General features: G+C 63.9%; 19 protein-coding genes and 1 pseudogene. 11 read left to right on the forward strand and 9 right to left on the reverse strand.

Annotation, left to right across the window (positions count from 1 at the left end; all coding sequences use genetic code 11):
- Nucleotides 1-160: 160 nt before the first annotated feature.
- Nucleotides 161-289, forward strand: a complete 129-nt coding sequence (locus EUU22_RS26010) for a hypothetical protein (RefSeq protein ID WP_280956515.1) — start codon at nucleotides 161-163, stop codon at nucleotides 287-289.
- 271 nt (nucleotides 290-560) lie between these two features.
- Here the strand turns inward: EUU22_RS26010 and EUU22_RS26015 are convergent, their stop codons facing one another.
- The 8 genes and pseudogenes from EUU22_RS26015 to EUU22_RS24865 all read right to left on the reverse strand — a co-directional run bounded on the left by EUU22_RS26015 (nucleotide 561) and on the right by EUU22_RS24865 (nucleotide 8,966).
- The gene (locus tag EUU22_RS26015; protein ID WP_280956516.1) at nucleotides 561-710 is read right to left on the reverse strand and encodes an ATP-binding protein; all 150 of its coding nucleotides are present in this window, start codon (nucleotides 708-710) and stop codon (nucleotides 561-563) included.
- Nucleotides 707-979 (reverse strand): ATP-binding protein, encoded by a 273-nt coding sequence (locus tag EUU22_RS26020; protein WP_280956517.1) that lies wholly within the window; start codon nucleotides 977-979, stop codon nucleotides 707-709. Before EUU22_RS26020 ends, EUU22_RS26015 begins: the two co-directional genes overlap by 4 nt.
- A gap of 437 nt (nucleotides 980-1,416) precedes the next feature.
- Nucleotides 1,417-2,822, reverse strand: a pseudogene (locus tag EUU22_RS24840) (IS30 family transposase).
- A 281-nt stretch (nucleotides 2,823-3,103) separates the two neighbouring features.
- The gene (locus EUU22_RS24845; protein ID WP_129334636.1) at nucleotides 3,104-4,342 is read right to left on the reverse strand and encodes a saccharopine dehydrogenase family protein; all 1,239 of its coding nucleotides are present in this window, start codon (nucleotides 4,340-4,342) and stop codon (nucleotides 3,104-3,106) included.
- Nucleotides 4,343-4,392: 50 nt separating this feature from the next.
- On the reverse strand, nucleotides 4,393-5,490 hold the full coding sequence (locus EUU22_RS24850; RefSeq protein WP_129334637.1) for a carboxynorspermidine decarboxylase: 1,098 nt from the start codon (nucleotides 5,488-5,490) through the stop codon (nucleotides 4,393-4,395).
- Nucleotides 5,491-5,768: 278 nt separating this feature from the next.
- Nucleotides 5,769-7,280 carry a tripartite tricarboxylate transporter permease gene (locus EUU22_RS24855; protein WP_129334638.1) on the reverse strand — a complete coding sequence of 504 codons (1,512 nt, stop codon included), beginning with the start codon at nucleotides 7,278-7,280 and terminating at the stop codon, nucleotides 5,769-5,771.
- Between the two features lie 50 nt (nucleotides 7,281-7,330).
- A complete protein-coding gene (locus tag EUU22_RS24860) occupies nucleotides 7,331-7,789 on the reverse strand; it encodes a tripartite tricarboxylate transporter TctB family protein (RefSeq protein WP_129334639.1) in 459 nt (152 codons plus the stop codon).
- A gap of 202 nt (nucleotides 7,790-7,991) precedes the next feature.
- Complete coding sequence (locus EUU22_RS24865) at nucleotides 7,992-8,966, reverse strand: Bug family tripartite tricarboxylate transporter substrate binding protein (protein ID WP_129334640.1); 975 nt, start codon at nucleotides 8,964-8,966, stop codon at nucleotides 7,992-7,994.
- Between the two features lie 375 nt (nucleotides 8,967-9,341).
- Between EUU22_RS24865 and EUU22_RS24870 the strand changes: the two genes are divergently transcribed.
- Genes EUU22_RS24870 through EUU22_RS24880 form a run of 3 tightly spaced genes read left to right on the forward strand, consistent with a single transcriptional unit; the run spans nucleotide 9,342 to nucleotide 12,482 of the window.
- Nucleotides 9,342-10,019: a response regulator transcription factor gene (locus tag EUU22_RS24870; RefSeq protein WP_129334641.1), complete on the forward strand. Its 678-nt coding sequence runs from the start codon at nucleotides 9,342-9,344 to the stop codon at nucleotides 10,017-10,019.
- Nucleotides 10,006-11,397 (forward strand): sensor histidine kinase, encoded by a 1,392-nt coding sequence (locus tag EUU22_RS24875; RefSeq protein ID WP_129334642.1) that lies wholly within the window; start codon nucleotides 10,006-10,008, stop codon nucleotides 11,395-11,397. The genes EUU22_RS24870 and EUU22_RS24875 overlap by 14 nt, the downstream gene beginning before the upstream one ends.
- Nucleotides 11,394-12,482, forward strand: coding sequence for an ABC transporter substrate-binding protein (locus EUU22_RS24880; protein WP_129334643.1), 1,089 nt, complete (start codon nucleotides 11,394-11,396; stop codon nucleotides 12,480-12,482). Before EUU22_RS24875 ends, EUU22_RS24880 begins: the two co-directional genes overlap by 4 nt.
- Nucleotides 12,483-12,551: 69 nt before the next feature.
- Here EUU22_RS24880 and iolG read toward each other — a convergent pair whose 3' ends face one another.
- Entirely contained in the window at nucleotides 12,552-13,547 is a 996-nt protein-coding gene (gene iolG, locus EUU22_RS24885; protein ID WP_129334644.1) for an inositol 2-dehydrogenase, read from the reverse strand.
- A gap of 164 nt (nucleotides 13,548-13,711) precedes the next feature.
- Between iolG and EUU22_RS24890 the strand changes: the two genes are divergently transcribed.
- The 7 genes from EUU22_RS24890 to EUU22_RS24920 all read left to right on the forward strand — a co-directional run bounded on the left by EUU22_RS24890 (nucleotide 13,712) and on the right by EUU22_RS24920 (nucleotide 21,497).
- Complete coding sequence (locus EUU22_RS24890; RefSeq protein ID WP_129334677.1) at nucleotides 13,712-14,530, forward strand: MurR/RpiR family transcriptional regulator; 819 nt, start codon at nucleotides 13,712-13,714, stop codon at nucleotides 14,528-14,530.
- 124 nt (nucleotides 14,531-14,654) lie between these two features.
- Complete coding sequence (locus EUU22_RS24895) at nucleotides 14,655-16,568, forward strand: bifunctional 5-dehydro-2-deoxygluconokinase/5-dehydro-2-deoxyphosphogluconate aldolase (RefSeq protein ID WP_129334645.1); 1,914 nt, start codon at nucleotides 14,655-14,657, stop codon at nucleotides 16,566-16,568.
- Nucleotides 16,565-18,385 (forward strand): 3D-(3,5/4)-trihydroxycyclohexane-1,2-dione acylhydrolase (decyclizing), encoded by a 1,821-nt coding sequence (gene iolD / locus EUU22_RS24900; protein ID WP_129334646.1) that lies wholly within the window; start codon nucleotides 16,565-16,567, stop codon nucleotides 18,383-18,385. The genes EUU22_RS24895 and iolD overlap by 4 nt, the downstream gene beginning before the upstream one ends.
- A 2-nt stretch (nucleotides 18,386-18,387) precedes the next feature.
- Nucleotides 18,388-19,293, forward strand: coding sequence for a myo-inosose-2 dehydratase (gene iolE, locus EUU22_RS24905; RefSeq protein WP_129334647.1), 906 nt, complete (start codon nucleotides 18,388-18,390; stop codon nucleotides 19,291-19,293).
- The gene (locus tag EUU22_RS24910) at nucleotides 19,290-19,535 is read left to right on the forward strand and encodes a hypothetical protein (protein ID WP_129334648.1); all 246 of its coding nucleotides are present in this window, start codon (nucleotides 19,290-19,292) and stop codon (nucleotides 19,533-19,535) included. Before iolE ends, EUU22_RS24910 begins: the two co-directional genes overlap by 4 nt.
- Entirely contained in the window at nucleotides 19,532-20,347 is an 816-nt protein-coding gene (iolB, locus tag EUU22_RS24915) for a 5-deoxy-glucuronate isomerase (RefSeq protein ID WP_129334649.1), read from the forward strand. The genes EUU22_RS24910 and iolB overlap by 4 nt, the downstream gene beginning before the upstream one ends.
- Nucleotides 20,348-20,384: 37 nt before the next feature.
- Nucleotides 20,385-21,497, forward strand: a complete 1,113-nt coding sequence (locus EUU22_RS24920) for a Gfo/Idh/MocA family protein (protein WP_129334650.1) — start codon at nucleotides 20,385-20,387, stop codon at nucleotides 21,495-21,497.
- Nucleotides 21,498-21,529 lie beyond the last annotated feature (32 nt).

Here is a 21,529-nt window from a genome sequence, read left to right on the forward strand (position 1 = left end):
GCCGCCGGTCTTCCGGGGCGCGCCCCGGAAGACCGGCGGCCGCAGCACCTGGGGAAGATTCAAACGGCACTATTGGGGAGTATTGCTCCGGTACTGACAGAGTTGGCCAAAAACCCTACTGACGGTGGTCACCTTCAGGGAGGTGTCAAACAAGACCGAGATGCGTCTCGAATGGACGCCGCATGACGTAAGTACAGCGGAGATCACCTACTTTGAAAATGCGATGGAGAACATGAGCAAGGGTCGGGGCGCTGGTATGGAACTGCTGGTCGAAATGGCGGTGGTCTGATTTTCTCCATTGGAAGCCCCTCCGCGCCGCATCATGCGGTCGGAGGGGCCAGTCTATTGCGGAGCCCCGCAATTTTCCGTGCCAGATAGTCGGCCTCTTGGCTTGTGGGTGAGCAGTCAAGCGCCGCTTCGAGTGCATCAATCGCTGCTCTTGCGGCCCCTATCTCCTCCAGGAGTGCGGCCCGTACGGCGTGATAAGGCCGGTAGCGGCCAGCCGTTTCATTAATTCCCGGACGGTATCACGGGATCGACTTTCGACCGCCTGGTTGACGTCAGCGGCTATTGATTTCGTCGTTTTGGGTCGCGGTCAAGAGCGTCCGTGCTTTTGGCTTTCGCATGCTGTCGCCTTCGAGGGCAACTCGATGGGCGTTGTGAATGATGCGATCTAGAATGGCGTCGGCGATCGTCGGCTCGCCGATCATCTCATGCCATCGAGCGACCGGCAGTTGCGCGGTGATGAGGGTCGATTTCCTGCGTTAGCGCACTTCGAAGATTTCGAGGAGATCAAGCCTCTGCTGATCGGAGGGGCATGAGTGCCCCAATCGTCGAGGATCAGCAGTTGGACACGGGCGAGCTTCTCGACCAGTCGCGGGAAGTGGCCGTCAAGACGGGCGAGCGCCAGATCCTCGAAGAGCCTGGGCATACGGACATAGAGAACGGAATAGTCGAGACGCGCGGCCTGTCGTCCGATAGCGCAGGCGAGCCAGGTTTCGCCTGTTCCGTTTGTCCGCTGAGGATCAGATGTTCATAGGCTTTGGCCGAACTGAACACACCGACAATCGAGGAGGAAAAACCACTTCAAATTACACCGAAAGCCGCCTGATCATGACGGCCCGGTTCCACACCCGAAATTACACCATCTTGCCGGACGCTATCCTGAAAGCTGCAGGTGGCCACCTGTCGATCTCGACCAGAGAGGTACTGACTTCGGCCAGATTGATCTCTCCTCCGTCTCGGCCATGCTGACCAACTCATCACCTCAGAAATTTAAAATTTCCACAGGCGTCCCACGCGATGGGCAGGCAAACTCCGTCGTTCACGCCAGCGGTGCATCGTGTCTCTTGCGACCCAAGGTGATGCGCCACCTGCTCGGCGGAAACCCACGGGTCTGGCCCTATCAGGGCAGATTCAACCGGTCGCCGCAACACCTTCGATCATATCCGGTTTAAGCAGGCCGTCGAGCGCTTCTGCTGGTGTGCGATAACCCAGCGTCCTGCGAGGCCTGCTATTAAGGGCATGCGCCACAGCGCTGAGTTCATCGGCTCCGTGCTGGCTCAGATCTGTACCCTTGGGAAAGTACTGACGTAGCAAACCGTTGGTGTTTTCGTTGCTTCCGCGCTGCCACGGGCATTGAGGGTCACAGAAGTAGATATCCAGGCCAGTGTCGATCCTAAGCTGTGCGTGCTGAGACATTTCTGTGCCCTGGTCCCAGGTCAGGGATCGGCGTAGATGCGCCGGAAGTTCCATGATCGTCTCAGCGATCGCATCACGAACCGCTTCAGCGCCGTGTCCAGCGAGTGCAGGACCGTTCTTGACGGATTTTTTGATTCCGTGACCTTCCATGCGTGGCAGGTGCAGGAGCATTGTGAATCGTGTCGTGCGTTCGACCAGAGTGCCGATCGCGGAGCTGCCGAGACCGAGGATGAGATCACCTTCCCAGTGACCGGGCACCGCTCTATCGCCTATCTCCGCGGGACGGTCGCTGATCATCAGTGCATCACCAAGAAAGGACTTACCACGGCTACGAGCCCGTTCGCGAGGCAACCTAAGCGCTCGACCGGAACGCAAGCAGGCCGATAGTTCACGCTTCAGAGCGCCCCGACCTTGAATATATAGCGCCTGATAGATGGCTTCGTGGCTGATGCGCATGGTCGCGTCCTCGGGGAAGTCCAGTCTCAGACGCCGCGCAATCTGTTCCGGGCTCCAGGCTTTGGACCAGCGTCGGCTTTGCCGATGAACGGCCCGGCGTCCTTTCCATACCACGATCGGGCCATCGAAGGCGATGCCGTCGGGTGTGGCAATGAGGCCCGCGAGTCGGTCCTGGACGTAGTCACGAAGGGCAATATTAGCTGCAAGTTTCGCCACCTTCGGCCGTCGAGCCGATCGATCAGCATGCCACTGTGCAGTGATCGCACGATAGTCGAAGTCGCCGCCGCGTGTCGCTGAATTGCGCCTAATCTCGCGCGAGATTGTGCTCGGTGATCTTCCCAGTTTACGTGCGATAGCACGGATTCCTGTACCTCGGGCGCTTTCCAAAGCAATTTCTTCTCGCTCGCGGAACGTCAGGCTGCGATTCCTGAGTGGTATTGCCGAGGGTGAAAGATGTGTGGGAGGCATACCGCCTGAACTCCGAAACCACCGGTTCCCAACGGGGGCAGAGACGCCGGCTTCCACAGCGGCATCCTCGCTGGACAAGCCTGCCGCTATTTCTCGCCAGAACCGGCACAGGTTCTCACGCTGCCATACCGGTGGTCGCCCCCTGGCGAGGATAATTTCTGCCGCGTTGACCGCTCCGATTTCCGTCTTCCCGTCACGATAAACACCTCCATGTTGGGGGTGTTGCGGCGACCGGTTGAATCTGCCCAGTACGCCTCTACACGATTGAAATCGACGCGAATCATTCACCTACGCTCATAGTGGGAACAAGTTCACTTGCTCGCGCAAGTGTCGGCAGGCAAGCTCCGGATACGCGCTCTTGACGTTGTGGAAGAAAGAAACCTCTCGCGCGCCAACCGGTGGAGACTGAAAACCCCGCCGAATTTCTCCGGCGGGGTCGTCATTCCCTCAAGCCTCAAGCCTCAAGCCCTCAATCGGCTCAGAACTCCACGGCCCTATCACCATCCTCGTCCTGAATCCGCGTCGGCAGGCCGATCTTGTTCAGGAGGTTGATGAAGGGCTTGGGCGGCAGTTCTTCGACGTTCGCCATCTGCTTCACGTCCCATTCGCCGGTCGCAACCAGCATCGCGGCGGCGACGGGCGGGACGCCCGCGGTGTAGCTGATGCCCTGCGAGCCCACTTCGTTATAGGCTTCCTTGTGGTCGGCGACGTTGTAGATGAAGACGGTCTTTTCCTTGCCGTCCTTGAAGCCCTTCACATAGTCGCCGATGCAGGTCTTGCCTTCGTAGTCGGCTGCGAGCGAGGCCGGGTCGGGAAGGCAGGCCTTGACCACCTTCAGCGGGACGACCTCGGAACCGTCGGCGAGCTTGACCGGCTGTTCGGAGAGGAGGCCGATCGACTTCAGCACGGTGAAGACGTTGATATAGTGGTCACCGAAGCCCATCCAGAAGCGAACGTCGGCGCCGTCCATGTTCTTCGCCAGCGAGTGCACCTCGTCATGGCCGCAGAGATAGGCGCGGCGCGTGCCGACGACCGGCAGGTCGTAGTCCTTGCCGATCTCGAACATCTTGTTGACCTTCCATTCGCCGCCCTGCCAGGAATAGACGACGCCGGTGAACTCACGGAAGTTGATTTCCGGGTCGAAGTTGGTGGCGAAATACTTGCCGTGGCTGCCGGCATTGATGTCGACGATGTCGACATCGGTCACCTTGTCGAGATACTCGTCCTTGGCGAGCCGCGCATAGGCGTTGACGACGCCCGGATCGAAGCCGGCGCCGAGGATGGCGGTGACGCCCTTTTCCTTGCACTCGTCCGCGCGCTTCCACTCGTAGTTCCCGTACCACGGCGGGGTTTCGCAGATCTTGTTCGGCTCTTCGTGGATCGCAGTGTCGATATAGGCCACACCGGTGTCCATGCAGGCGCGCAGAACCGACATGTTGAGGAAGGCCGTGCCGACATTGATGACGATCTCGGACTTGGTCGAGCGGATGAGCGCCCTGGTGGCCTCGATATCGAGCGCGTCGAGCGCATGGGCTTCCAGAACGCCCGGCTGTTTCATCGCCTTCTTCTCGTGAACCGAGGCGATGATCGCGTCGCACTTCGCCTTGGTGCGCGAGGCAATGTGGATGTCGCCGAGCACGTCGTTGTTCTGGGCGCATTTGTGCGCGACCACCTGGGCGACGCCGCCGGCGCCGATGATGAGCACGTTCTTCTTCATAATGGGACCAACTCCTATGTCCAATCGTCAGAACCCGTTCCTGAGGGAGTTCAGGACAGGCTTTGTTCGTAGTCCGTGTAGGAAAACTCGCGGACCGTTCTGATGCTGCCATCCAGTTCCCGGATGGCGATTGCCGGCATTTTCACGCCGTTAAACCAGTTCTTCTTGACCATCGTGTAACCGGCTGCGTCCTGGATCGAAATCCGGTCACCGACCTTCAGTTCGTCCGGGAAATCGAACTCGCCGAAAATATCGCCGGCGAGGCACGACTTGCCGCAGACCATGTACCGATGTGGTCCCTGGTTGGGGGAGACCTTTGCGCTTTCACGATAGATCAGAAGATCCAGCATGTGCGCTTCGATGGACGAATCCACCACGACTAGGTCCTTGCCGTTGTAGAGCTTGTCGAGCACGGTCACTTCGAGCGTGGTCGATTTCGTGATGGAGGCTTCGCCGGGCTCCAGGTAGACCTGGACGTCGTACTCGCCGGAAAAGCGCTTCAGCCGTTCGGCGAAACGGTCGATCGGATAGTCCTCGCCGGTGAAATGAATGCCGCCGCCGAGGCTCACCCAGTCGGCCTTCTTCAGCAGCGGACCGAACTTCTCTTCGATGTCGCCGAGCATCCGGTCGAAGAGGTCGAAATCTTTGTTCTCGCAGTTGTTGTGGATCATGAAGCCGGAGATGAGGTCCATGACCGGCTCGACCTTGGCGAGGTCCCATTCACCCAGCCGCGAGAAGGGACGGGCCGGGTCGGCGAGATCGAAGGAAGAAGAGGAGACGCCGGGATTGAGGCGAAGCCCGCGGATGATGCCGGCCGACGGCTTCTCGAAGCGCCGCAACTGGCCGATCGTGTTGAAGATGATCTTGTCGGCGTGGGAAACGACTTCGTCGATTTCGTAGTCGGCATAGGCGACGGAATAGGCGTGCGTCTCCTTGCCGAAACGCTCATGGCCGAGGCGCGCTTCGTTGAGCGATGACGAGGTGGTGCCGTCCATGTAGTCCCGCATGAGGTCGAACACCGACCAGGTCGCGAAGCACTTGAGCGCCAGAAGAGCCTTCGCACCGGATGTCTCGCGCAGATACGCAATCTTCTCCATGTTGCGGAGGAGCTTCGTCTTGTCGATCAGGTAGTACGGAGTCTGGATCAAGGTTTGCCACGCCTCTCTGGTGAAAACGGGTGCGGTCCTTCGAAGCCTCGTCCGTGCAGGCGCCGTGACGGCGCCCGATGGGAAGAACGATCCACCGCGCTAGCTGGGGTCCTAGGGAATTTGGGGCAAATAGGCAAGCCAAGTCCGACATATCGGGCGTTTTTGGCGGAGATGCGGAGCGGGCAGGCGGGTAGCGGGGCCGGAGAAAACGCGCGCGCCGCGCCGACGCTTGAAGCAAGCGATCGGCGCGGCGCTCTCTCGGGAGCCTTCGTCGAGGGTCAGGCGGTGAGTGCCGCCTGCTTGATCCGCCTTTTGGCGCGGCGTGACAGATACCACGGAAGGATCGCGACCGCGGCGGCCATGACCCAGAGGACGATCGAGATTGTGCTCTGGAAGAGGATCGACGGATCGCCGCCGCTGATCGCCAGTGCGTTGCGAAGGTTCACTTCCATCACGCGGCCGAGCACGAAGCCCAGGATCAGCGGCGCCATGTCGAAGCCCGCCTTGCGCAGCAGCCAGCCGATCAGGCCGATGCCGAGCATCAGGAAGATCGAGAAGACCGAGGCGTGGGTCGAATAGACGCCGACGATCGACAGCACGAGGATGCCGGGAACGAGCAGCCAGTTCGGCACCGTCAGCACGCGGGCGAAGATGTTGACGAGCGGCAGGTTGAGGGCAAGCAGGATGAAGTTGCCGACGAAGAGCGAGGCGACGAGACCGCCGACGATCTCCGGTCGTTCGACGAGCAGCATCGGACCCGGCTGGATATTGTAGAGCATCAGCGCACCGAGCATGACGGCGGTGGTGCCTGAACCGGGAACACCGAGGGTGAGCATCGGAACGAAGGCGCCGCAGGCGGTCGCATTGTTGGCCGCTTCCGGGGCCGCAAGCCCGCGGACGTCACCCTTGCCGAAGGTTCCTTCGGTGTCGGAAAAGCGCTTTTCGGTGGTATAGGAGATTGCACTCGACACCGAGGCGCCGGTTCCCGGCAGGACGCCGACGATGAAGCCGATGAGCGAGCTTCTGAGCGTTGCGCCGGTGCACTTGACGATGTCGGCCCAGCGGGCGGTCATCCGGCCGAGATCGCGGATCATGGTGAATCCGCGGCCCTGGTGTTCGAGGATGATGAGGGCTTCGGAGATCGAGAAGAGACCGATGACCAGCACGACGAACTCGATGCCGTCGCCGAGTTCCGGCTCGTCGAAGGTGAAGCGGTAGGCGCCGGAGGTCGCGTCGATGCCGACAGTCGCGAGCATCAGGCCGAGGGTGCAGCCGATCAGCGTCTTGACAGGCTGGTCGCCGACCATAGAGCCGAGGGTGGCGAAGGCGAAGACCATCAGAACGAAATATTCCGCCGGACCGAAGCCGATAGCAAGGCCGGAAAGGAGGGGTGCGAAAAGGGCAAGCCCGATCGAGCCGAGAATGCCGCCGACGAAGGAGGAGAGGCCGGAAAGTGCCAGCGCCTCGCCGGCGCGGCCCTGCTTGGCCATCGGGTAGCCGTCCATCGCCGTCATCACGGCGCCGGCGTCGCCGGGGACGTTGAGGAGGATCGAGGAGATGCGGCCGCCGTACTCGGCACCGCAATAGACGGCGGCCAGCAGGATCATCGTGCTTTCGGGCGGCAGCCCCATGGTGTAGGCGATCGGCAGCAGGAGCGCGATGCCGTTGATCGGGCCGATGGCGGGCAGCGCACCGACCATGGTGCCGATGAAGCAGCCGACGAAGCCGATCAGCAGGTTCTGCCAGGTCAGCGCGACGGCGAAGCCGTGGGCGAGATATTCGAAGTTCATGACTATGACCTTTCCCGGTTAGGGGAGATGTGTTCCGTGGTGCCGTCGGTTCAGCTGAAGAGGGCGCCGACCGGCAGGTAGACCTCGAGCAACCAGGCGAAGATGACCCACCAGAGTGCAGCGTGACCGGCCGCGCCGATCAGGGCCTTTACCGGTGGAGCGCCGAAGATCAGGCCGGTGCCGAAGGTCAGGAGGAAGATCGAGGCGGCAAAGCCTGCGGGTTCGAAGACCGCAACGCAGGCGATCAGGATCACGGGTACGGCCAGTACGCGCAGCAGCAGCGCACCGGAGGGAAAGCCCTCGGCACTTCCCGGCGAACGCATGTAGAAGAGCGCGAGCACGCCGAGGATGCCGGCAAGCATCAGGGGCACGACTCTCGGGCCGAGCGGATCGGAGGAGAAGGAATAGTCGATGCGGCTCGCGCCGATGCCGTAGACGACGGCGAAGGCGAGCACGCAGATCGCACCGATGCGTCCGGTGAGGAGGGATGTTCTGCTATGGTCTGACATGGTCTGGTCTCCACCCTTCGAGAGGGAACTTTGCACGAGCGGTCAGCATATGCGGGCGACGGCTCTGCTGCGCGGCACGGGCGGGACCTCCGGGGTCGCGGGCATGTCGAGCGCGAGGCTCGTGCGGCGACCGGGATGCGGCCCGGAACCGACCTTCCGGGATGTCTCCCGGAAGGTCCCGTCGTGCGGGTTCAGGCGGCAATTACATGCCGGCTTCCTTGGCGAGGATCTTGAAGCGGGCGACGTCGTCCTTCACACGCTTGTCGAAATCCTTGCCGAGCAGGGTGAATTCGAACAGGCCGCGGGCCTCGCGCTCCTTGGCGAATTCCGGCGTCTTGCTCATCTTTTCGAAGGCGGAGACCCACCAGTCGTAATCGGCATCGGAAACGTCCTTGCCGACATAGTAGCCACGCCAGACCGGCCAGTCGATATCGAAGCCCTGTTCGCGGGCAGTCGGGACGCCGGAGAGCTCGCCGGACAAGCGTTCCGGCGCCATGACGGCGAGGATACGGACCTTGCCGGCGACATGGTGCTTGCCCATTTCGGCGGCGTCACCGGAGCCGACCTTGATGTGGCCGCCTTCGAGCGCCGTCAGAACCGCACCGCCGCCTTCGAGCGCGACGTAGCGCATGCTCTTCGGCTCCTGGCCGGCAGCCTTGGCGAGCAGCGAACCCTTCATCCAGTCCTGCGAGCCGACGGCACCGCCGCCGCCGATGGCGAAGCTGTTCGGGTCGGCCTTGTAGGCTTCGACGAGTTCGCCGAGCGTCTTGTACGGGGACTCGGCGGAGACGACGAGGACGCCGTAGTCGGCGCCCAGCGCGCCGAGCCAGCGGACGGCGTTTTCGTCATACTTGCCGAACTTGCCCTGCGCGATGAGCAATGCCGAACCGGAGGACGCGGCGGTGATCAGGTTGCCGTCGGTCCCGCGCTTGCCGATCACGTGGTTGTAGGCGACCGCACCGACGCCACCTTCCATGTAGGTCACGGCCATCGGTGTGGAAATCTCTTTGGTTTCGAGCAGCGCATTGGCGGCCAGCCGGCAGGTGAGGTCGAAACCGCCGCCCGGCTTGGCGCCGGCGAGGCATTCCGGCTTCGCCGGTTCGGCGAAAGCGGCCGTACCGGCGGCGAGCGTCACCAGCGCGGCTCCCGCCAGGGTCTTGGTCAGAAAACGGATCATCATCTCTCTCCCATGTGATCTTCGGCGCCCGGCGATCCCGTTCTTGTCTCTCGGGACCGTCTTGCGCGGTTCGTCTTGCGGCGCGTCCCTCGTCGCGTGAAGAAGGGGCTCCATGATCGGGGAAGAGAGACCATTTGCCTTTGGCCGGCCCGCCCAAAGGGCGTCGCCGCGACGTGGCTCCGCCACAGTCGCATTCGGCAGTCGATCTTTTGAGTGCTCCTCCCCACGCCTGTCCGACACTCTCTCCCGGATCAGGCAAGTCTGTTTTAGGACGCAAACCTGTCACAATGCTGTCACGGGCGTTAAGAAGCGTTAGGCATGTGGCCGCGCAACCCCGTGCTTGATCGCCGGGGCCATCCGTGCCACGCTCAACTCATGCGCATTCTGCTGGTGGAAGATACTCACGATGTCGGTGAAGCGATTGTCCGTCGCTTCGAGACGATCGGGCATACGGTCGACTGGGAGACCGACGGGCGGGCCGCGTCCGACATCCTCGATTTCACCGAATACGACCTGGTCATCCTCGACGTGATGCTGCCGGGCCTGGACGGGTTCGCGATTCTGAAGCGGTTGCGCCAGAGCCGCAACGCCGTTCCCGTCCTGGTGCTGACGGCGCGCTCGGAGATCGACGACCGGGTGAGTGCACTCGACCTCGGCGCCGACGACTATCTCGTCAAGCCCTTCGACTTCCGCGAACTCGAGGCGCGCGCCCGCGTGCTGATGCGCCGGCGCGGCGGCGGCGAGGCGACCAACATCATCGCCTGCGGCGACATCGTACTCGATCGTGCCAACAGAAGCGTGCGCGTCGGCAAGCGGGAGGTGCAGCTGAAGCGCCGGGAGATGACGCTGCTCGAAATCCTGGCGACGCGGCCGGGGCGGGTCTTCAGCAAGGACCAGCTTCTCGACCAGCTCTTCGGCTTCGACGAGCCGGCCGGCCCCAACGCGATCGAGCTTTACGTCGGTCGGCTGCGCAAGAAGCTCGAAGGTGCCCAGGCGCGGATCGTCACGGTCCGCGGCCTCGGTTATCAACTGGTTGCCGATGTACAGGCCTGAATCCTCGCTCTTCTCCCGTCTTCTCCTGCGCGTCGCGATCGTTCTGGCGGTCGGCGCGGCGATCCTGATGAGCGCGGCCTGGCTCTATGTGCGAGCCGCCGCGGATGAGGCCTACGACCGTCTCCTGCAGGGCGCCGCCCTGCAGATGCTCGAAGGGCTGACCGTCGAGGACGGCAAGCTCGTCGTCAACCTGCCGTCGTCCGCCTTCGAGCTGCTCGGGCTCGCCGGTCGCGATCGCATCTTCTACCGGGTGATCGACCCCGGCGGGCAGACGATGACCGGCTACGAGGACCTGACCCCAGATGTCGATTTGTCACGCACGAGGCCCGGTCCGGTCCTCCTCAACATGCGCTATCGCGGCGAGCCGTTGCGGGTCATCGTGGCGGGCAAGGCGATTTCCGATCCCACCACCTCTGGCTGGGCGCACGTCGTGATCGCCCAGACGATCCAGGCACGCCGGGCGCTCGCCTCCGAGCTCAGCGCGCGCGCGCTCGCACTCGTGGCGGCAATGAGCGGGCTTGCGCTCGCCGGTACGGCGCTCGCGATCCGCTATTCGCTGCGGCCGGTTTCCGCACTCGGCGAGACCCTCGTCGCCCGCGATCCTCAGGACCTGACGCCGCTCACCGTCGACGTGCCGCGGGAGCTCTCGCCGTTCGTCTCTTCGATCAACCACTTCGTGCGGCGGCTCGACGAGCGCGTGAAGCTCCTCCAGCGGTTCATCGCCGACAGTGCCCACCAGATCCGCACGCCGCTCACCGCGCTTTCGGCGCAGGTCAGCCTGATCGACGAGAGCAACCTGCCCGAAAGCGACCGCCGGCATCTCGAGCGGGTCCGCGACCGCGCCGGTGAGCTCGCCCGCTTCACCAACCAGCTCTTGAACCACGCGATGGTCATTCATCGGTTCGATTCCGCCCAGCTCGTGCCGCTCGACCTGACGCGGGTGGCGCGCAAGGCGTTCCGGGCCGCCATCCCGATCACGATCGATCCCGATATCGTCGTCTCCTTCGAGGCGCCGGACGAGGATGTCGTGGTACTCGGAGACGAACTCAGCCTGCGGGAAGCGATCGTCAACGTGATCGACAACTCGCTTCGCCACGGCACGGTCTCGCGGCTCGAGGTGCGGGTGGTCCATACGCCGGACTTCGGGCTGGTCGAGGTCGAGGACGACGGTCCCGGCATTCCGGAAGCGGACTGGGGTCAGGTGACGCAGCGGTTCGTCACCTCGAAATCGGGCGAGGGGAGTGCAGGTCTCGGCTTTGCCATTTCCTCGGAGGTGGCCGCAGCCCTCGGCGGCGAGCTCACCTTCCGGTCGCGGAACGAGGAGCACGGTTTCACCGTGGTGTTGAAATTGCCGCTGCGCGGCCAGGGGAAGTCATGAACCGTTTCGCCGCCGCCTTCATGGCCGCAATCCTCGCCTGCCTCCCGAATGCCGCGGCCTTCGCCATCGAAGGCGAGCGCGCCGTCTTTCCCGCACCCAATGGCGAATGGGCGAAGCTCGTCATCCATGGCGCAACCGACCTCAACGCGATCCGCCCGCTGATCCTCGATTTCCAGGAGACGATGCCGGAGGTCACCGTCGAATTCACCGATTATGTGACGAACGACCTGTTCCGCGAGGCGGAAGAGGCCTGCCGCGACGGACGCGTCCACGGTGACCTCTGGCTTTCCTCGTCGGTCGACCAGCTGGTCAAGCTTGCCAATGACGGCTGCGCCCGGCCGCACCGCTCCTTCGTGACGGCGCAGGCTCCCGACTGGGCGAACTGGCGGGAGGAAGTTTACGGTTTCACCTTCGAGCCTGCGGTCATCGTTTACGACAGCTCACGCGTGCCGACGGAGGATGTCCCGCACACCCACGAAGAGCTCTCCGACCTCCTGCGGCGCAAGCCGGATCTCTATCGCGGCCGTATCGGCACCTACGATGTGCAGGCCTCCGGCATCGGCTATCTTCTCGCCGTCAACGACGCCCGTCAGGCGCCGACCGTCTACGGTCGCCTGCTGGAGAGCTTCAGTCGTGCGGAGGCCGTCACCCGCTGCTGCAACAACGAGGTGCTCGGCGAAATCGCGAGCGGCAGGATCCGCATTGCCTACAACATTCTCGGGTCCTATGCCTATGCGGCCTATCTGCAGAACCCGAACCTCCGGATCGTCGTGCCGCGTGACTACGCGCTGGTGCTGTCGCGCGGCGTGATGATCCCGCAGAAGTCTGCCCGTCCTGATCTTGCCGCCCGCTTCCTCGACTATCTGCTGTCCGGCCGGGGCCAGCGCGTTGCCCGCGACAAGGCCTTCTTCTTTTCCGAGAAGGGGCCTTTGCCCGATGGCGTCGAAGGGCCGCCCGCCCTGATGGAATCGGGCATCGGGCGGCCGATCCGCATAGGACCGGCGCTTCTCGCCGCGCAGGACAAGGCGCAGCGCGAACGCTTCATCGCCGGCTGGACGAACCTCTTCACCCGACCGGTACACTGAGCTTGTCTCTGAAAGGAAGATGCCGGCAGGGCGCCGGCATCATCTATCGTATGTCGGCAAGAACCCGCGTCAGAGCTCGACGCGCACCACCTTGTTTTCTTTCGCCGACTTCAGCGCCGCGTCGGCGAGCGCCAGCGCGATCAGCCCGTCTTCGGCCGACGGCGAGGGGGCGGTGCCCTTTTCGAGGCTGTCGATGAAGGCGGAGATTTCCGCCGCATAGGCAGCCGTGTAGCGGGTCATGAAGAAGTCGTGCAGCGGCGGGCGGGTATAGCCGTCCTTGGTCGCGACCTCGATCGACACCGGACGCTGGTTCTCCGCCGAGACGGCGCCGAGCGAGCCGTGAACCTCGATGCGCTGGTCGTAACCGTAGGATGCGCGGCGGGAATTGGAGATGACCGCCTGGCGGCCGCTCTTCGTGGTCAGGATCAGCGAGGCGCTGTCGTAGTCGCCGAGTTCGCCGATCTTCGGATCGACCAGGACCGAGCCGGTCGCGACCACCGTCTCGATCTCTTCGCCGAGCAGGAAGCGGGCCATGTCGAAGTCGTGGATCGTCATGTCGCGGAAGATGCCGCCAGACACCTTGATGTATTCGGCCGGCGGGGCGCCCGGATCGCGGCTGGTGATCGTCACCATCTCGACCTTGCCGATCGTGCCGGCGTCGATCTCCCGGCGCACCGCCTGGAAATGCGGGTCGAAGCGGCGGTTGAAGCCGAGCATCACCTTGGCGCCGGTCTGCCGCACGGTTTCGAGGCATGCCCGGGCGCGGGCGACGTCGAGATCGATCGGCTTTTCGCAGAAGATCGCCTTGCCGGCCTTCGCGAAGCGCTCGATGAGGTCGGCATGGGTGTTCGTCGGCGTGCAGATGACGACCGCGTCGATGTCCTTGTCGGCCTCGATCTCGTCGATCGTCCTGACGGCGCAGCCGGCAGCGGAGGCGATGGCATTCGCCGCTTCGGGGAAGGCATCGGCGACAGCCACCAGCTTCGCCCGCTTGTCCTCGGCGATCGCCTTTGCGTGCACCTTGCCGATTCGTCCCGCGCCAAGAAGCGCCAGTCTCGTTACCATCTTGCTTTCCTCCCTGCGCCGCGTCCTATAGGCGGGCGGCATCGCTGACCTGCGGAGAGATTCCGGGGCGTTCGGGTGCCGCCGAAATCTTCATTTGGAATATACGTTCCATTTTGCTAGATTGCGACATCGTTTATGTCAATAGGCTTATGGGAAGGATGACGATGGCAGAGATCGGCGCGCCGACGAGCATCAAGGGCTTCGAGGAGAGGCTCCTGCAGGTCTCCGAAAAATTGCCGAAGCGGTTGCGGCAATGTGCCGATTACGTCGCCTCCAACAAGGACCGCATCGCCGTTTCGACGGTTGCCGAGATGGCAGAAGGCGCCGGCGTGCAGCCGTCGGCCTTCATGCGCTTCTGCCAGATCCTCGGCTTTTCCGGCTTCTCCGAGATGCAGAAGCTCTTCCGCGAGTCCTATGTCGGCGGCTGGCCGGACTATTCGACCAGGCTTCACCACCTGCGTGAGAAGGCCGAAGGCAGCCCCTCGGCGCTGCTCGCCGAATTCGTCGAGGCGGGCCGCACCTCGCTCGAAGGCCTGCTGAAGACGGTCGATCCTGTGGCCCTCGAAGAGGCGGTGAAGACGCTCGCCGCCGCCGAGATGGTTCATATCATCGGCATGCGCCGCTCCTTCCCGGTCGCGAGCTACATGGCCTATGCCTTCGAGAAGATGGGCGTCCCGGCCATGCTCCACAGCGCCGTCGGCAAACTCGACAACCGCCACGCGGTCCGCCCTGGCGACGCCCTGCTCGCCGTGACCTTCGCACCTTATTCCGCCGAAACGCTAGACATTGTCGAAGCGGTTTCGGCGCGGGGCATTCCGGTGGTGGCGATCACCGACACTATCGTCAGCCCACTGCGGAAATTCAATGCCCAGACCCTGCTCGTCTCCGAAGTCGACTTCGGCGCCTTCCGCTCGCTTTCGGCCACGCTCTGCCTTGCCATCACGCTCTCGGTCGCGGTTGGAACGGCTCGGCAAGAAAATTGAATATCTGTGTTGAAATTTCCAAAAATGGAATATAAAGTTCAAAACCTGTAAGGCAGCGGACTGGCGGGGAGCGCTGCGAGAACGACAGGCGATCCGCATCGCCTGCAAACAGGGAGGCAGGCTTTTGACATCACTCGATCTGATCACGATCGGCCGTTCGTCGGTCGATCTCTACGGGGTGCAGGTCGGCGGCCGGCTCGAGGACATGGCCTCCTTCAACAAGTATATCGGTGGCTCGCCGACCAACATCGCCGCCGGTACGGCAAGGCTCGGCCTCAAGTCGGCGCTTCTGACCCGCGTCGGCGACGAGCACATGGGCCGCTTCATCCGCGAGCAACTGGTCCGCGAAGGCGTCGACGTGCGCGGCGTGAAGACCGATCCCGAGCGTCTCACGGCGCTCGTCATCCTCGGCATCCGCGACCAGGACCAGTTTCCGCTGATCTTCTACCGCGAGAACTGCGCCGACATGGCGCTTTGCGAGGACGACGTCGACCCGGCCTTCATCGCCGACGCGCGCTGCGTCTGCGCGACCGGCACGCATCTCTCCCATCCGAACACCGAGAAGGCGGTCCTCAAGGCGCTCGGGCTCGCACGCGAGAACGGCGCGAGGACCGCGATCGATATCGACTACCGGCCGAACCTGTGGGGCCTTGCCGGCCACGGCGCCGGCGAGAGCCGCTACATCGAATCGGGAGCCGTCACCGCCAAGCTGCAGTCGACGCTGCCGCTCTTCGACCTGATCGTCGGCACGGAAGAGGAATTCCATATCGCCGGCGGCTCGACCGACACACTGGAGGCTCTGCGGGCCGTGCGTCGCATCACGCCGGCGACGCTCGTCTGCAAGCGCGGCCCGATGGGGGCGGTGGTTTTCGAGGGCGAGATTCCCGACAGTCTCGACGCCGGCCAGAAGGGGCCCGGCTTCCCGATCGAGGTCTTCAACGTGCTCGGCGCCGGCGACGGCTTCATGTCGGGCCTCCTGAAGGGCTGGCTGACCGGCGAGGACTGGCCGACGAGCCTCAAATACGCCAATGCCTGCGGCGCCTTCGCCGTCTCCCGCCACGGCTGCACGCCGGCCTATCCGAGCTGGGAGGAACTCCAGTATTTCTTCGAGCAGGGCATCCGCAACAAAGCGCTGCGCAAGGATGCCGCCCTCGAGCAGGTGCACTGGTCGACGAACCGCAAGACGGACTGGCCGGTCATGCGCGTCTTCGCCTTCGACCACCGCATGCAGCTCGAAGCCATGGCCGAAGAAGCGAGTGCGGCGCCGGAACGCATCGGCGCCTTCAAGGAACTCTGCCTGAAGGCGGCTCAGCAGGTTGCGGGAGGCGGCAGCGGCTACGGCATTCTCTGCGACGGCCGGCTCGGTCGCGACACGCTCTACCGCGCCGCCGGCTCTGGCCTCTGGATCGGCCGCCCCGTCGAATGGCCGGGCTCCCGGCCCCTGACGCTGGAGCCGGAGATCGGTCCCGATTTCGGCGGCCTTTGCGAATGGCCGGTCGAGCACGTCGTCAAGGTGCTCTGTTTCTACCATCCCGACGACCCACCGGAGCTCAGGGCGAACCAGGAAGAGACGGTGGCAAGGCTCTTCGCCGCGGCCCGACGCAACCGGCTCGAAATGCTGCTCGAGGTCATCCCCTCCAAGGTCGGCCCGACGGATGACGATACGGTCGCCAAGATCATCGATCGCTTCTATGAGATCGGCATCTATCCCGACTGGTGGAAGCTGGAGCCGATGAAGACCGAAGCCTCCTGGGCCAATGCCTGCGAGGCGGTGCGGCGCAACGACCCCTATGCCCGCGGCATCGTGGTGCTTGGGCTCGATGCTCCGGCCGCCGAGCTGGAGGAGAGCTTCGCGCTTGCCGCCGGCTTCGATCTGGTCAAGGGTTTTGCCGTCGGGCGTACGATCTTCGGCGATGCCGCCCGCAACTGGCTTTCCGGCGCGATCACCGACGCCGAAGCGGTCGAGGAGATGGCGGGACGTTACAGCAGTCTTTGCGCGGTCTGGGACAAGGCGCGCGCCAAGGGAGGAAAGGCATGAAAACGGTGAGACTGACGGCCGCACAGGCTATGGTGCGCTACCTCGCCAATCAGATGAACGAGCATGGCGAGACCTATATCGCCGGTGTGTGGGCGATCTTCGGCCACGGCAACGTCGCCGGCATCGGGGAAGCGCTCTACGGGGTCCGCGACCAGCTTCCGACCTATCGCGGCCAGAACGAGCAGTCGATGGCCCATGCGGCGATCGCCTATTCGAAGCAACTTCGTCGCCGTCGCGCGATGGCGGTCACCTCCTCGATCGGACCGGGTGCGGCGAACATGGTGACGGCCGCGGCGCTCGCCCACGTCAACCGGCTGCCGGTCCTCTTGATCCCAGGCGACGTCTTCGCCAATCGCGGTCCCGATCCGGTTCTCCAGCAGCTCGAGGATTTCGGCGACGGCACGATGTCGGTCAACGACTGCTTCAAGCCGGTGAGCCGCTATTTCGATCGCATCACCCGGCCGGAACAATTGCTGACCGCCCTGCCGCGCGCGATGCGCACGATGACCGATCCGGCCGATTGCGGCCCGGTGACGCTCGCCTTCTGTCAGGACGTCCAGGCAGAAGCCTATGACTATCCCGAAAGCTTCTTCGAAAAGCGGGTCTGGCGCCAGCGTCGCCCGGAACCGGATGCGGCGGAATTCGAAGCGGCGATCGCGGCGCTGAAGGCGGCGAAAAACCCGGTCATCGTCGCCGGCGGCGGCGTGCACTTCTCCGGCGCGACGGAAACGCTGAAGGCCTTCTCGGAAAAGCACGGCATCCCCGTCGTCGAGACGCAGGCCGGCAAGTCTGTGCTCGCCTGGGACCACCCCCTCAATTTCGGTGCCGTCGGCGTGACCGGAACGGGCTGCGCCAACATCGTCGCCGAGAATGCCGATCTCGTCTTCGGCGTCGGCACGCGCTTCCAGGACTTCACCACCGGCTCCTGGGCGCTCTTCAAGAACCCGGCGCGCAAGATCCTCGCCCTCAACGTCCAGCCCTACGACAGCGCCAAGCATGACGCGATCGCACTGACCGCGGACGCGAAGGTCGGGCTCGAACGCCTGTCGGCGGCACTCGGCGACACGGTTTTCCCCGCACCCGACACCGACCTCAAGAACGCCTGGTTCGCCAGGGCGGATGCCGTCACCGCCGCGCCGAAGGACGGCAATGCGCTGCCGACGGACATGCAGGTGATCGGCGCCGTCCAGCGCGCCTCGCGCGACAACACGGTCGTCATGTGCGCGGCCGGCACCATGCCGGGCGAACTGCACCAGCTGTGGAAAGCGAAGCTGCCGCTCTCCTATCACATGGAATACGGCTTCTCCTGCATGGGCTACGAGATTGCAGGCGGCCTCGGCATCAAGATGGCCGAACCGGACCGCGACGTCGTCGTCATGGTCGGCGACGGCTCCTACATGATGATGAATTCGGAGCTGGCGACCGCCGTCGCGATGGGGGTCAAGATCACCGTCGTGATCACCGACAATCGCGGCTACGGCTGCATCAACCGGCTGCAGATGGGAACCGGCGGCGCGGAGTTCAACAATCTCTATGCGCATACCAACGTAAACCCGATCGCCATCGATTTTGCCGCGCACGCGGCGTCGATGGGCGCCGACGCCCGCAAGGTCTCGTCGATCGCCGAGCTCGAAGAAGCGCTGGAGGCCGCGCGCGAGGCCACGGCGCCGACCGTCATCGTGATCGATACCGATCCCTATCCCACGCCGGAGGCCGGCGGCTTCTGGTGGGACGTCGCGGTCCCCGAAGTCTCCGCCCGCCGGGAAGTCAACGAAGCCCGCACCCGTTATGAAGCAGCGCTGAAGGAAAGACGCTAGACATGATCCTCTACGGAACCAATCCGATCGCATGGTCGAACGACGACGACCGCACGCTCGGCGCCCATATCAGCCTCGACCAGTGCCTGGACGAGACGGCGAAGATCGGCTTCGACGGCATCGAGAAAGGCCACAAGTTCCCGACGGACCCGGCAGGTCTCAAGGCGGTGCTCGAGCCGCGCGGTCTGCGCTTCGTCTCCGGCTGGCATTCGCTGAACCTGCTGACCAACTCTGTCGAGGACGAAAAGGCGGCGATGCAGCCGGCGCTCGACCTTCTGAAGGCGATGGGCTCTAAGGTCATCATCGTCTGCGAGACCTCGAACGCCATCCACGGCAATGACGCGGTGGCCGTCAATGCCCGGCCGAAGCTCTCCGACGCCGACTGGAAGACCTTCGGCTCCGGGGTCGAGGCACTCGCGGAATATGCCGCGGGGCTGGGCATCACCCTCGTCTACCACCATCACATGGGGACGATCGTCGAGAGCGAGGAAGAGATCGACCGGCTGATGGAGAACACCGGGCCGCACGCCCATCTCCTCCTCGACACCGGTCACTGCCTGTTCGGCGGCGGCAACCCGGAACGGGTCGCGAAGAAGTACATGCACCGCGTCGGCCACATCCACGCGAAGAACGTCCGTCCGGTCGTTGCGAAAGCGGTCCGTGACGAGAACCTCTCCTTTCTCGAAGGCGTGCGCCGCGGCGTCTTCACCGTCCCGGGCGATGCCGAAGGCGGCGTCGACTTCCCGCCGGTCTTGCGGATTGCGGCCGAGCATGGTTACGACGGATGGCTGGTCATCGAAGCCGAGCAGGACCCGGACGTCCGCAATCCCTTCGAATACCAGAGCCTCGGACTGAAATCGCTGAAGGCCATGGCGAAGGACGCCGGCCTGGACAAGGAGACGGCGTGAAATTTCTCGACCCGCAGCATCCCTTCTTCCGGCCGCTCTGGCTGCGCATCCTGACGGTCGTCCTTCCGGCGATCTGGGCCGTGGTCGAATGGTCGAACGGAGCGACGGGCTGGGCGATCATCTTTCTGGCCGCGGCCGGCTATGCCGGCTGGCAGCTGTTCCTGTCGCCGGACGCAAAGGCCCCGTCGACTGACGAAAAGCCTGCCGAAAGCCGGGAAACCGACAAGGGAGACGAGGCATGAGCGATCTTCTGCGCAAGCCGCAGGGCACGAGCGGCAAGGTTCACGACATCACGCCGGAAAGTGCGGGCTGGGGCTATGTCGGTTTCGGGCTCTATCGCCTGAAGCCCGGCGAAAAGGCAGCCGAGAAGACCGGCGAGACGGAAGTGATCCTCGTCCTCGTCGAGGGCAAGGCGGAGATTTCGGGCGGCAGCAAGGATTTCGGCGAACTCGGCGATCGCATGAACGTCTTTGAACGCAAGCCACCGCATTGCGTCTACGTGCCGGCCGGCAGCGACTGGTCGGCGACCGCGACGACGGACTGCACGCTCGCCGTCTGCACCGCACCCGCCATGCCGGGCCGCGCGGCACAGGTGATCGGGCCGGAAGGCATCGCGCTCACCGAACGCGGCAAGGGCACGAACACCCGCTATATCTATCCGATCGCCATGGAAGATCGGGACGTCGCCGACAGCCTGCTCGTCACCGAGGTCTTTACGCCGTCCGGCAACTGGTCGTCCTATCCGCCGCACCGGCACGACGAGGACAACTATCCCGAGATGACCTATCTCGAGGAGACCTATTATCACCGCCTGAACCCGGCCCAGGGCTTCGGCTTCCAGCGCGTCTTCACCGAGGACGGCTCGCTCGACGAAACGATGGCGGTCTCCGACGGCGATGTCGTCCTGGTGCCGAAGGGGCACCACCCTTGCGGTTCGCCCTATGGCTACGAGATGTATTACCTGAACGTCATGGCGGGACCGCTCCGCAAGTGGCGGTTCAAGAACCATCCGGACCACGACTGGATCTTCAGGCGGGACAACCCGCAAGCCTGACTTGCATTCACTGAAATCCTGCTTCTGGGAGGAAGGCATGAGAGGTCTCGGAATCGGTCTCATCGGCACCGGTTACATGGGCAAATGCCACGCGCTCGCGTGGAACAATGTCGCGAGCGTCTTCGGCGACGTGGCCCGGCCGCGGCTGGTCGCGCTCGCCGAGGTGAACGCCGAGCTTGCCGCGAAAAAGGCCGCCGAGTTCGGGTTCGAGACCGCGACCGGCAACTGGCGCGACCTGCTTGCCAATCCGGAAATCGACGTGATCTCGGTGACGACGCCCAACGCCTTCCACCCGGAAATGGCGATCGCCGCCCTCGACGCCGGCAAGCATGTCTGGTGCGAGAAGCCGATGGCGCCCGCCTATGCCGACGCGGTCCGCATGAAGGACGCGGCGGCGAGGAGCGGCCGCACCGCCGTCATGGGCTACAACTACATCCAGAACCCGATGATCCGCCATATTCGCCGGCTGATCGACGAGGGCGCGATCGGCACCGTCAACCACGTCCGCGTCGAGATGGATGAGGATTTCATGGCCGATCCCTTCGTGCCCTTCTACTGGAAGAGCGAGGCCGCCTCCGGCTACGGCGCCCTCGACGATTTCGCCGTCCATCCGCTTTCGCTGCTCTTCACGCTCTTCGGCCATGTCGGGACGGTCGTCGCCGATCTCGTGAAACCCTATGCGGAGCGGCCCCTGAAGGAGGGCGGAAACCGGGCGGTGGAGAACCACGACGTCGCAAGCGTCCTGATGACGCTCGAGGGCGGCATCTCGGCGGTTCTGATGGCGAACCGTTCCGCCTGGGGCCGCAAGGGGCGCATAGCCCTTCAGATCTTCGGCTCGGCGGGCACGATCCTCTTCGACCAGGAACGGATGAACGAGTTCCAGATCTACGAGGCGGGCGGCCGGGCGGAGGAGCAGGGGTTCCGCACAGTGCTCGCCGCACCCCACCATCCGCCCTACGACCGCTTCATTCCCGCGCCCGGCCACGGCCTCGGCTTCAACGATTTGAAGGTGATCGAATGCCGCGAACTGATCGCCGCGATCGGCGGCGACAAGGCCCATGTCATCGACTTCGAGGACGGGCTGAGGATCGAGCAGTCCGTCCATGCCATGGCACGCTCCTTCGCCGAGCGGCGATGGGTCGCCGTCTGACGGCCGCAGCAGAAAGACATCCTCGAGCGCAG

Source organism: Ciceribacter ferrooxidans (genome assembly GCF_004137355.1).
Taxonomy (GTDB): Bacteria; Pseudomonadota; Alphaproteobacteria; order Rhizobiales; family Rhizobiaceae; genus Allorhizobium; species Allorhizobium ferrooxidans.